This window comes from bacterium, assembly GCA_026398675.1.
Lineage (GTDB): Bacteria > RBG-13-66-14 > RBG-13-66-14 > RBG-13-66-14 > RBG-13-66-14 > RBG-13-66-14.
Window position 1 is genome coordinate 1 of record JAPLSK010000349.1, and the last position, 11,935, is coordinate 11,935.

Below are 11,935 nucleotides of genomic sequence, written 5' to 3' on the forward strand. Positions count from 1 at the left end.
GTTGAAATAGGTTAGCACGGCCTCGCCCGTTACGGTCAGGTCGTTTTGGAAGAACCGGTTCACGTAGCCCAGGGTTCCTCGAAGCATGAAGTAAGGTTCCGTGCCCTGTGCCGGACCCATTTCCCAGACGAGGGAGCCGTCGGCGCGCAGGTTTACGGGAAAGTCCCAGACGAAGGCCAGCGGCTCGCTCCTCGCCCTGTTCTGGTGGGTGTACGGATCGGAGAATGGGCCCAGGGCCAGCTCTACTTCGCCGCCGTAGGCCGCGATGATTCCCGGTTGGTTGAAGACCGTGTCGCCGGCAAGGATGGCGTCTGTAATCTCGCGATAGAAAGCGGTCAACTGGCAGGTGAGGGGGGCCAAGCGGCTCATACGCACGCCGCCCTCCATCTCCCATCCCCGCTCGGGCTCGAGCGCGCCTCCACGATCCTGCTCTTCCTCCGTGGGTGCCCGAAAGCCGTCGGCGAAGTTTACAAAGAGCGAATCGGTTCCCCGGGTGTGTGGCAGTCCCTGGAGGATGCCGCAGCGGAATGTTGGCGTCCAACCGTAGAGGGCGTTGTAGTCCAGTCGCGCGCCTCCAACGAGTTGCGTCTCCCCGCCGAAGAGGCCCTGCTCCAAGTCCACCGCGGCGCCGGCGTTGTAGAGACCCACTCGGTTCAGCCCCTCCGCATCTTCCCAGAAACCGTCCAGGACTAAGCCGAGGCGGCCCCCCTCCCAGGGCAGGGCGTCCAGCCGGGTGACGGCGTCCACCGCCTTCTCCTTATAATACGACGCTTCCAACTCACGCAGATCCTGTCCCTGGAAACGGTAGTCCCAGGCCAGGGGGTATCGGGAACGCTCGGTCTCCGCGTAGCGGAGGTCCATGCGCCAGTCACCCCATGCGCCAAGGGGCGCCCGGGCGTATGCGCCGTAGTGGTAGAGGTTGAAGTCGTCCTGCCACAGGGGTACATCCAGCGACCAACGATCTCCGGCCCTGGAGTAGAAAGTGCTCGCGTAGAGGCCGATCTGTGCGCCTTCCACGTACTCACCCGGCTCGGGGTGGTCCAGATCGAAGCGCACCTCGACGTCCAGCGAGCCCCCGTCGCGATCGAGCGCGTCCATCCCGCCGATTTGGCTCCACTTGTAGCCACCGACCTTGTACTGCGCGAGCCAGGCGGTGTTGGAGAAACTGCCCCAGTACCGCTGGTTGTTGAGGGAGCCGCTGCCGCCGGCAACCTCGGCCAGAGCCAGGGTCAGCCGCTGGGGATTGCGTGTTACGACGTTGATCACCCCGCCCAGACCGGCGGAATAGAGCCCGCCCCCGGGCCCCCGGAGAATCTCCACCCGCCGGACCAGGTCGAGCGGAACGGTGGACAGCGCCTCGAACCAAGTCAGACCGTGGTCGAGCGGCATTCCGTCCAGGAGAATCTGAACCCGTTGGGTCGGCGAGCAGCGGATGCCCACCCCACCGTATTGGCCCATGCGGTAGCGCCAATCGGGATAAAGGCCGGCCAACCCCACGATGGCGTCTGCCAGGGTAGTGTATGCCAACTCCCGCAGGCGGGCGCCGGTGACAACGGTTACGGCGAAGGGGGTGGACTCGGCCCGCCGCTCGGCACCGGTGGCGACGAGGAGCGAATCGGAATCCGAATCCAGGTAGGCCTCTCGGGAAGCAATTTCGAGGAGACGTTCCCGTTCAATCTCCTCGGCGGTGGGCTCACGGGTGGGTGATTCGGGTATGGTCCCGGCGTCCTGGGCGGCTGCCGATGCGGTCAGTACGAAAAGCCAGACCGGGATTAACCGGAGGGGCGGTCGGTCAAAAGGAGCCACCGAAGGGGTCCTTATCGTCGTCCTTCTCGAAGTCGTCTTCCCCGGTTGTCAGGCCGTCCACGCCGAGCGGCGTGGAACCCGACTTCTCACCGGCGTCGGGGAAGTCGTTATTATGTTTCGGGAGGGATTTGGATTCGTCCGGGTGCTTCTCTCCACCTTCGTCGAAATCCAGGAGAGGGAAGGTGTCCTCGAACGTCTCTTCGGGTACCTCTTCCGCGGCAATCTGCGGCTTTGGGACCTCCACGGGATACGCGATGCCCGGCGGGACGGGCCTCTTCTCTTCGTCGGGAGGGTCGGTTTCGGCTTTGATCGGCTCCCCTGGGGCCTCAGAGCCCTGCGCCAGAATTTCGTCCAGATCGGTGATGATGGCCTCTATACGCCTGCGGGCGAGCTCCTGCTTGGCTTCGGAGGCCTCCAGCCGGGCGCGGAGCTCGGCGATTACGGCGACCACTCCCGCTTTTTCCTCCAACTCCTCCTGCAGGCGGTTGTTGGTTTCGACCAGTGAATCGTTCTCGTCCTTGAGCCGGGCGTTCTGGAACTCGAGCTCTTCAATCCTCTCCAGCGCCTGCTTTACCCTCGCCTCAAGTTTCACCAGGAGCTCTTCCACGAATACCTCCACCGGGGATTGGAGCGTGGACATTTTGCCCATCTTAAACGATAGACGGGTCACCGCGCAAGGGCGGGAACCGGAACGGTCGTATTTTTACTTTCCGTATTGAATCGGGAGGTCGGTGACGGGCTTCGGCGGGAACCTCCGCCGGTAGGCCTCACGACCGGAGCTCGGCGTGGAAACGCTCCCGGAGGGTTTTTACGATTCCCTCGTGCGCCGCGTCAATCTCCTCGTCGGTCAGCGTGCGGTCCGGGGCGCGGTAGGTGAGGGAATAGGCCAGGGAACGTTTGCCGTCGCCCACCTGCTTGCCCACGTAGACGTCGAAGAGGCGCACCTCCTCCAACAGCCCGCCGCCCGCGGACCGGATGACCCCTAAAATGTCGGCGTGCCGGACGCCTTCGTCAAAGACGAGCGCCAGATCGCGGGTTCCCGGTGGGTAGAGGGGGAGCGGCTCGATTTTCACGTCCCCCGCGCGGTGCAGCAGCGACTCGAGCTCCAGCTCCAGGCCCCAGGCGGCCCGTTCATCGAGGTTGTAGGCCGAGAGGAGTTTTTTTCCGAAACGCAGGAGTCGGCCCACAGTCGTTCCGTCCAGCCGGACCGCGAACTCGAGGGGCGTCCCCTCCGTCGCCTCGACCGGCACGAGCTCCGGGGGGGCGATTTTCAGGGCATCCGCCAGGGCTTCGCAGACACCCTTGGCATCGTAAAAGTCGAGGTCGCGCGCCCGGTTGAACCAGCCGTCGGCGGGCCGTTCTCCGACTAAAAGGACGCAGAGACGCTTCACTTCGACGGGGGCTTGGGGGGAAAATGCGAAGGCGGTGGCGATTTCGTAGAAGCGCAAATCCTCGGCGCCGCGGGAGGCGTTGTGCCGGGCCGCGTTCAACAGGCCGATAAAGCCCGAGGGACGCAGGTAGGGGTGCCCCTTGTCCAGGGGGTTCTTCACGGCTACGAGGTCCTTCTCGGAAAACCCTAGCCCCTCGGCTTCCTCCAGTGACACGAAGTCGGTGGTAAGGACCTCCTGGCAACCGGCGGCGGCCAGGGCCGTGTGCACCGGCCTCTCGGGATCGGGCCGGTTGATGTGAGCCGCGGTCAGGCGCGGAAGCTCCACCGGCACGTTGTCGTAGCCCGCCACCTGGGCCAACTCCTCGATCAGGTCCACCTCCCGGGCAAGGTCGGGTCGGTGGCTCGGGATGCTCCAGATCGCGCCGGACTCATCCTCGGCAACCAACGCGCAGCCCAGGGCGGTGAGAATCCGCTTCCCCTCCGGCGGGGCGACGTCGAAGCCGAGGAGCTTGCCCACGCGGCCCCAGCGCAGACGGACCACCGGCGGTTTATACGGAACGGGGTGGCAGTCGTGGAGCAACTCGTCCACCGTCCCGCCGGCGATTTCCGTAATCAGGTCGGCGGCAAAGCGGGCGGCGACCGGCGCCAGATTCGGGTCGGCCCCCCGACCGAAGAGGTGGCCGGACGACGATTCCAGCCCCAGCTCCCGGCTCGTGGCGCGGACGCTCGCCGGCTCGAACCACGCACTCTCGATTAAAATATCCGTCGTCTCTTCGGTAACCCCCGTTTCCAGACCGCCCATCACCCCGGCCACGGCCACCGGACGCTCGTCGTCGGCGATGACCATTATCTCCGGCGTGAGGCGACATTCGTCGCCCTCCAGGGAAACGATTGACTCCCCCTTGCGTGCGCGGCGGACGATGACCCGCCCACCCTTGAGCTTGCGCAGATCGAAGGTGTGCAGCGGCTGCCCCAGACCGTGCAGGACGCAGTTCGTCACGTCCACCACGTTGGAGATGGGCCGGTGGCCGATGGAGATGAGCCGGCGGGCCAGCCAGTCAGGGCTCGGTCCCACCTTCACCCCGCGAACGACGAGGCCCACGTAACGGCGGCACAGGTCGGGACACTCGATACGGACCAGCGAACCGTCATCCACGACCGCGGGTTTTATTTTCGGTTCGGGGTAGAGAAATTTACCGCCGAGAACGGCTGCCTTTCCCCGCGCCGAAGTCAGCCTCGCAGCGGTAGAGCTTGTCCGATCCGGTGAGCGGTTCGGCACAGACCAGGCGAGCGACGACCACTTTAGCCAGGTGGGCGTAGGGGTCGTAGACCGCCTCGGCCACGGCGCAGGACTCGGTCAGCGCCCGGGCTATATCCGCGGGGGACGCTTCGAGCGCGACGTAGTCGCTAAGCCATTCAGTGTTCAGCTTCATGGTGAATTCCTAAAACTGCCGCAGGAAGCGCAGGTCGTTCTCGTAGAAGAGCCGGATGTCGCCGACGCCGTAGCGCACCATGGCGATGCGCTCGGGGCCTATGCCGAAGGCGAAGCCGGTGTAAATCTCCGGGTCTATCCCCAGGGGCGCGAGCACCGCGGGGTCCACCATCCCCGCCCCGCCCAGCTCGATCCAGCCTGTGCCGGAGCAGGTCCTGCACCCGCCGCCGGCGCACGCCGGGCAGGTGGCCTCGATCTCCGCCGAGGGCTCGGTGAAGGGGAAGAAGTGCGGCCGGAAGCGCACCTGCGCCCCTGGGCCGAAGAGGCTTTTGGCGAACTCCAGCAGAATCCCCTTCAGATGCGCGAAGGATACGCCTTCGTCCACCCACAGGCCCTCTATCTGGTGGAAGACAGGGTAGTGGCGGGCGTCGGCGGTGTCGTTGCGGTAGCAGCGCCCCGGCGCGATGATGCGTACGGGCGGTTTCGTATGCTCCAGCGTGCGCACCTGTACCGGGCTGGTCTCCGTCCGCAAAAGCAGCGGGAAGTCGCGCAGGAAGAGGGTGTCCTTCTCGTCGCGCGCCGGGTGGTCCGGCGGGGTGTTCAGGGCGTCGAAGTTGTAGTGCTCCGTCTCGATGAGCGGCCCCTCGGCCACGCTGAACCCCAGGTCACGGAAGATAAAGACCAGCTCTTCGATAACCTGGTTCACCGGGTGCCGCCGGCGCACCTCCACCCTGCGGCCGGGGAGGGTGTAGTCGAGGAAAGGCTCACGCTTCTCCCCGGCGGCGAGCTCGGCTGTACGGTTGGCTAGAGACCGCTGGATGGCGGCTTTCACCTCGTTGGCCCGAGCGCCGACCTGGGGACGTTCCTCGGGGCCGAGCGTGCCCAGGCCGCGCAGGAGCTCGGTGAGCTTCCCCTTGCGGCCGAGGAACTCGACGCGTAACTCTTCGAGGAGCTTGGCGTCAGGCGCGACCGCGATCCGCCGCTTCGCCTCCTCCTCGATGTGTTCAAGATTTTTCAGCATGTCTGAATCCGGTTGAAAAAAAGGGCCCACGGCAACCGCGGGCCCGGGCCGTGTACTAAAGCCACAGCCGGGCGTCCACCGAGGATTTCTTAACCCTTGACTACCTTGACCAGATGCTCCAGCGCCTTCGGATCGATGGCGGCAAGGTCGGCCAAGATTTTACGGTCGAGGTGGACGTCCGCCCTGGCCAAACCGTTTATAAATCGAGAGTAACTCATGCCGTATAACCGGACGCCGGCGTTGATGCGGGCAATCCACAGGCGGCGGAAATGCCCCTTCTTCTTCCGGCGGTCGCGGTAGGCGTACTGCAGCGATCTCCGGACGGCGTCCTGGGCGGTGGTGATGAGCCGGCTCCGGCCGTGCTGGTAGCCCTTGGCCTGCGCCAGAACCCTTTTCCGGCGGCGACGGGAGGCAACACTGTTTCTCGCTCGGGGCATACCGACACCTCTAAATGGCGAGCATCCGCTTGATCCGCTTGATGTCGCCCTTGGTGGTCACCAGGGTGCTCTGGCTCAGACGCCGTTTGCGGTTGGCGGATTTCTTGGTCAGGATGTGGTTGAAGAGCGCCTTGTGGCGTTTGAGCTTGCCCGTGGCCGTGGGCTTGAAACGCTTGGCCGCTCCCTTGATCGTTTTCATCTTCGGCAACTTGGGAACCTCGTCGGTTAGGATTTGGCCGCTTCTTTGAACACATCGCCGGGGACCAGGACCATCGTCATGTTGTGACCCTCGAACCGGGCCGTTTGTTCGATCACCACCCGGTCACCGAAATATTCCGCTATCCGGGCCAGAATCTTCTCGCCAATCTCGGGGTGCGTCCGCTCCCGGCCGCGGAAGAGGATGGTGACCTTAACCTTGTTGAGACTTGCCAGAAACTCTTCGATGTGGCGGAGCTTGAACGTAAAGTCGTGTTCGCCGGTCTTGGGACGGAGTTTTATCTCCTTGACCGAAAAGTTCCGCTGGTTCTTCCGCGCCGCGTGTTCCCGCTTCGACTGCTGGTAGAGATATTTGCCGTAATCCATTATCAGGCAGACCTTCGCGGACGCGTATCCGTTCGTTGACACGCGATTGATCTTTAGCTATGGATCACCTCCGGCAACCTCAAGCGGAGCCGCGCTTTTATAGCATGAATACACGCGGCAAGTCAAATGAAATTAACCCACTCGGCGGACCGTGGTGAAACGGCCCTCGTATCATTCGGGGCGTGATGCCCTCCAGGGGCAATCCCGCGCTCGATTCCCCGGACTTACGACCAACGGCCGAGCAGTAAACGCTCGTCCCGCTCCCTGACGATTTCGCGCAACGCCTCGTCCAGACTCACGTTGAACGCTTTTTTACCGTGCGGACGCAGGTTGATGTCGCCCGCCTCCGCCTCGGCCTTCCCGACGACGACGATGTACTTGACCTTGGCCGTCTCCGCCGCGGCGATTTTCGCCCCGAGCTTCGAATCCTTCGTATCCACGCGGACGCGCAGCCCCTTTTCCCTGAACTCGTTCGCCACCTTCTCCGCGTATTCGAGGAACCCCTCCGCCACCGGCAGCACGCGCACCTGCTCCGGTGCGAGCCACAGCGGAAACGCTCCCGCGAAGTGCTCGATGAGCACCCCGATGAACCGCTCGAAGCTCCCGAGGACCGCCCGGTGGACCATGACCACCCGGTGCCGCGCCCCGTCCTCCCCCACGTAGGAGAGATCGAACCGCTCGGGGAAGTTGAAGTCCACCTGGCAGGTCGTCGTCTGCCACTTGCGGCCCAGGGCGTCGGTAACGTTGATGTCAATCTTCGGGCCGTAGAAGGCGCCGCCGCCGGAATCCAGGACGTAAGGCACCCCGAGCCGCTCCAGGGCGTGCTCCAGGGCGACCGTGGCCTGATCCCAGATTTCCGCAGACCCCATGGCGCCCGGCGGTTTCGTCGCCAGGGCGTAGCTCATCGGCAGGCCGAACACCCCCATGAACGCCTGGGCGAAGCGGATGACGCCGACGATTTCGTCCTCGAGCTGATCCGGCGTGCAGAAGATGTGGGCGTCGTCAATGGTGAAGCCCCGCACGCGCATCAGGCCGTGCAGCACGCCCGACATCTCGTTGCGGTACACATGGCCGAACTCGTAGTAGCGGACGGGCAGCTCCCGATAGGAGTGCAGGCCGTGCGAGTAGATGAGCACGTGCCCCGGACAGTTCATCGGCTTGACGGCGTAGTCCGTCTCGCCGCCGCCCAGGCGCGCGAAGAACATGTTGTCCTTGTAGTGGTCATAGTGGCCGGAGATCTTCCAGAGCTCGGCGCGGAAGAGGTGGGGCGTGTGGACCAGCGCGTAGCCGCGCGCCCGGTGCATCTCGTGGGCCAGACGCTCTATCTCGTAGTGCAGCGTCGCCCCGGCGGGGTGGTAGAGGATCAACCCCGGCCCGTAGTTCTCGGCGATGGAGAATAGTTCCAGCTCGGCGCCCAGCTTGCGGTGGTCGCGCCGCTTGGCCTCCTCGATGCCCTCCAGGAACAGGTCGAGCTGTTTTTGCTTGGGAAAGGCCGCGCCGTAGATGCGCGAGAGCATCGGTCTGTGCTCGTCGCCGCGCCAGTACGCCCCGGCCACCGACAGGAGCTTTACCACGCCCAGCCGCCCCGTGGATGGCAGATGCGGTCCTCGGCACAGGTCCACGAAGTCGCCGTCGGAGTAGAAGGTCACCTCGGCCTCGGGGGGCAGCTCGTCTATGAGCTCGACTTTCAGCATTTCGCCCCGGCGCTCCATCTCGGCCCGCGCCTCGACCCGGGAGACGACCCTCCGCCCCAAGGGCAGGTCGGCCTTGATGATTTCCCGCATCTTCTCCTCGATGACGGGCAGGTCTTCCTCCGCAAAGGGCTTTTCCACCAGAAAATCGTAGTAGAAGCCGTTTTCGATGGCGGGGCCGATGCCGAAGCGGGCCTTCGGGTAGAGCGCCCGCACCGCCGTGGCCAGAACGTGCGCCGCCGTGTGCCGGTAGAACTCCCGGCCCTCCGGGTCATCGGCGGTCACCAAACGGAAGCCGTGTTCCCCCGCGGGGAGCGGGCGGTTCAGGTCCCAGTGCAAATCATCAATGAGAGAGCCCACCGCCGAGCGGGCGAGTCCCTGGCTTATCTCGCGGGCGATGTCCAGGGGACAAACGCCCTCGGGGTAGCCCTTGACCGATCCGTCGGGGAATCGGAGGCGGATTTCTTGTTCGTCAGAAGGCACGTCAACTCCTTAAGCCCTAAAAAAACCGCGATGGCAGGAAGTTTCGCGGCGGGCCGGGTCACTCGGTAGTTTTCACGCCTGATAACCATCAGGCCCCAACCAAACGAACCTCCCAACCGGCCCACTAGCCGAAGAAGCCCGGCACGGTGGTCAAGAGGACGCCCAGGAAGAAGACGATCAGGCCCAAAACGGCGACGGGCGGGCCGACGACGCGCACCCAGCGACGCTCGGTAACTTGAGCGCGCCAGAAACCGCCGACCAGCAGGGCCAGGCCTAGAACCGCCACTCCCAGGAATCCCCAGGCCACCACGAACCTCCTGCGGACGCCTTCCGCAAGCAAGTATGGTAGAATATAGGCGATTTTGGCGCACCTGTCAAGGCTTTCGGGGTTTTACGTGCGGCTCGCCGTCCCCATCGCGCTTTTTTTCATATCCGTCGCCTTCGCGGGACCGACGGTCGTGATTGACGCCGCGCTCGAGGGCGACTCGATAAGCGGCACCCTGACTATGGCCCTCGACGGGGCCGACGGAGGCGAGCTGAGGCTGTACCTGCCCGCCAACCGCGACCGCGACCCGTCCTTCACCGGCCCGGTGGAGGAGATGGGCCTTTTTTCCGACAACGACCACGGCATATATCCCTTCGACGGGTGGATGGAAATCACGCGGCTCTCCATCAACGGCGCACGGACGGACGACTTCCGCGTGGAGGGCGTCCGGCTGACCGTCGGCCACGTGCCGGAGGGCCCGCTGGACATTTCGGTGGACTTCACCACCCGCGTCCCCGACTTCCACCACCTCTGGGGGAGGTCGGATAATCTCATCGTCCTGGCCGGTTGGCACCCCCAGCCCTGGCCCGTGGACGGTGAGGGGGATTACTTGGATGCGCGTGAGCTGCCCTGGGGCGTCTTCCCCGCCCAATCGGCGGACTACGAGGTCAACCTGGCCGTCGAGCCTGGGTGGGAACCGTTGGGCCCGGCCATCGTTGACGAGGACGGCGTTTATTCCATGGAGAGGAAGGGTTGTCGCGGGGCGGACTTGGCGCTGTTTAACTCCGGCGCGGTCACCGAGGAGGTCTGGGGCGGCCTGGCCGTGGAGCTGGCGGACGTCACGGCCGACGGGAGCGGAGAGGCCCGCCTCCACTTCGCCCGCGAGGTCTTTGACCGTTTTACCGATTGGTTCGGTCTCCCGGAGGGGGGGCTGATCATTATCGCGGCCGACGCACCCCTCTCCGGCGACGAGTTTTACGACGGCCTGGTCCTTCTGGGCGACGTACCGACTTACCCGCTCATGCGCTTCCCCGAGCTGGCCTACGCCCGGCAGATGGCCGGCCGGTGGTTCCGAACCGGCCGGGAGGTGGACGGCTACGACGACCCCCTCCTGGTGGACGGCCTGTCCCACTGGGCGGCCCGCGAGGCGTTGACGAGCATCTTCGGCGAGGGACGGGACCTGTTGCCCGCGGCGGTGCTCGGCGTCGAGCAGGAGTGGCTGTCGCGCACATATATCGAGGATTTGAAGCAATCGGGGCGAGACCGCGCTCCCTCGTCCGCGGCGGACGCCTTCGACCAGCCGGAGACCTACGACGCCGCCGTCCGGCAGAAAACCGCCCAGGCGCTCATCCGCTGGTCCCGGCGCTGGAGCCCGGAAATTCTCCGGGAGGCGGCGGCCCGATTCCTCGATATAAGCAAAACCGAGCGCGCGACCCCGAAGCTCTTCCTGGAAACCATCGCCGGGGTCGCCGGGTACGCCCCGGCCATGGAGCTTGCGGAGAACCTCGGCCTCGACGCGCCGTCCGGTTCGTTCGAGCCCACGTCTCTCACCCCGCGGGTGATCGAAGAACCGGCCTTCGAGTTCCGCATCCTGCCCGACGCCCTGGACCCCGAGGCCTGGACCCTCTTCCTCGTGCCCTTCCCCTGGCCCGATTACGACGGCACCTGGCGGCTGGGAGCCGCGCTCTGGGGCCGCGAGGGGGTCCACCTGCTGCCCATGGAAATCTGGGGGGACGACGACCTGCTCCTCTCGGCCACCTGCAACATCGAGTACGGGGACTGGAATCTCTTGGCCCAGTTCACCACGCGGCTGGACGATTGGTACCCGGGGCTGCGCCTCGGAACGGCGGTTTACTCCCGCAAGGACGAGCAGGGCGGTTCGCTGCAGTTCAACTATCCGGTTCGGCCGCGCCTGTCCCACGTTCCCGAGCTCGAGTTCATCCTGGGGGTGAATTACTGCCGCCTGCGGAGCTGGGATCCCGGCGACCGGGCCTTGCGACTGCGTGGCGAGGACGGGCGCCAGTTCTCCATCTACGGCTCGTTCAACCTGAACGACCGCGGCGCCTTGGGCGGGCCGCAGCTTCACCTCGGCGCCGAGTACGCCCTCGACCCCCTGCCACGGCTGAATCCCGAGCACCCCCCCTTCGCGTACGGCCGCTTTTTTCTCCGGGCGCAGGAGGACCTGCGTCTGGCCCCCTGGCTGTGGACGGCCTTCCGGGGCGCGTTCGGGCACATAGAGGGCCGCGCGCCGGATCAGCGCCGCCTCGAGCTCACCGAGGACGACATTTCCTTCGAGTACGACCTCATACGGTTGCCCCAGGCGGGCGAAATCCGGGGCTACAACGACCTGGACCTCTTCGCGGACGACATGGCGGTCGTGGGCGCCGAGCTCTATACACCGGTCATTTTTGGGGTGGAATTCGGTGTTTTCTTCGACCGCGGGGCCGTGGCCGACGGCCCGCGCGCCCTATTCGCGGAAAGTACGCCCTGGCGGTCATCCTTCGGCCCGCTGCTCCGCGTCCGCGTGGGCGATGCAATCTACGCGGAGTTCAACTTCCCGCTCTGGGTGAGCGACCCCTACACCGACAAGGCCGAGCCGGGCGGTCCGCCCTGGGCCTTCCGCTGGGACTTCGACGCCCGCATCGGGTTTTAAGGAGACAAGGGGTTTCGCCAGAGGCGTAGCTCGCTTCGCTCGGTTTGCCGGGGGCATAGCTCGCTTCGCTCGGTTAAACCCCTTGTCTACTTCTTGCGCGTCCGGTCCGTCAATCCCTCCCGGCGACGACCTCCCGGACCAGTCGTTCCAATCTCTCCGCCAGCGTTTTCGCGGG

11 protein-coding genes are annotated in these 11,935 nt (G+C 65.2%); 1 reads left to right on the forward strand and 10 read right to left on the reverse strand.

All coding sequences use genetic code 11. The features are described 5' to 3' along the window. From NTW26_10590 to NTW26_10635, 10 genes are all read right to left on the reverse strand, one after another. On the reverse strand, window positions 1-1,806 hold a 1,806-nt coding region (locus tag NTW26_10590), incomplete at its 3' end, for a TonB-dependent receptor plug domain-containing protein (GenBank protein MCX7022698.1). Next, window positions 1,793-2,446 (reverse strand): hypothetical protein, encoded by a 654-nt coding sequence (locus tag NTW26_10595; GenBank protein MCX7022699.1) that lies wholly within the window; start codon window positions 2,444-2,446, stop codon window positions 1,793-1,795. The genes NTW26_10595 and NTW26_10590, both read right to left, overlap by 14 nt. Window positions 2,447-2,573: 127 nt before the next feature. Then, a complete protein-coding gene (pheT, locus tag NTW26_10600) occupies window positions 2,574-4,475 on the reverse strand; it encodes a phenylalanine--tRNA ligase subunit beta (protein ID MCX7022700.1) in 1,902 nt (633 codons plus the stop codon). Continuing rightward, complete coding sequence (locus NTW26_10605) at window positions 4,390-4,629, reverse strand: hypothetical protein (GenBank protein MCX7022701.1); 240 nt, start codon at window positions 4,627-4,629, stop codon at window positions 4,390-4,392. The genes pheT and NTW26_10605 overlap by 86 nt, the downstream gene beginning before the upstream one ends. Before the next feature lie 9 nt (window positions 4,630-4,638). After that, window positions 4,639-5,649, reverse strand: coding sequence for a phenylalanine--tRNA ligase subunit alpha (gene pheS / locus NTW26_10610; protein ID MCX7022702.1), 1,011 nt, complete (start codon window positions 5,647-5,649; stop codon window positions 4,639-4,641). An 89-nt stretch (window positions 5,650-5,738) separates the two neighbouring features. Then, complete coding sequence (rplT, locus tag NTW26_10615; protein ID MCX7022703.1) at window positions 5,739-6,086, reverse strand: 50S ribosomal protein L20; 348 nt, start codon at window positions 6,084-6,086, stop codon at window positions 5,739-5,741. A 10-nt stretch (window positions 6,087-6,096) separates the two neighbouring features. Further along, window positions 6,097-6,294: a 50S ribosomal protein L35 gene (rpmI, locus tag NTW26_10620; GenBank protein ID MCX7022704.1), complete on the reverse strand. Its 198-nt coding sequence runs from the start codon at window positions 6,292-6,294 to the stop codon at window positions 6,097-6,099. Between the two features lie 17 nt (window positions 6,295-6,311). Further along, the gene (infC, locus tag NTW26_10625; protein ID MCX7022705.1) at window positions 6,312-6,710 is read right to left on the reverse strand and encodes a translation initiation factor IF-3; all 399 of its coding nucleotides are present in this window, start codon (window positions 6,708-6,710) and stop codon (window positions 6,312-6,314) included. Between the two features lie 182 nt (window positions 6,711-6,892). Next, complete coding sequence (gene thrS / locus NTW26_10630) at window positions 6,893-8,842, reverse strand: threonine--tRNA ligase (GenBank protein ID MCX7022706.1); 1,950 nt, start codon at window positions 8,840-8,842, stop codon at window positions 6,893-6,895. Window positions 8,843-8,966: 124 nt separating this feature from the next. After that, window positions 8,967-9,149, reverse strand: coding sequence for a hypothetical protein (locus NTW26_10635; protein ID MCX7022707.1), 183 nt, complete (start codon window positions 9,147-9,149; stop codon window positions 8,967-8,969). Window positions 9,150-9,204: 55 nt separating this feature from the next. Between NTW26_10635 and NTW26_10640 the strand changes: the two genes are divergently transcribed. Then, window positions 9,205-11,760 carry a hypothetical protein gene (locus tag NTW26_10640; protein MCX7022708.1) on the forward strand — a complete coding sequence of 852 codons (2,556 nt, stop codon included), beginning with the start codon at window positions 9,205-9,207 and terminating at the stop codon, window positions 11,758-11,760. Window positions 11,761-11,935: the final 175 nt, after the last annotated feature.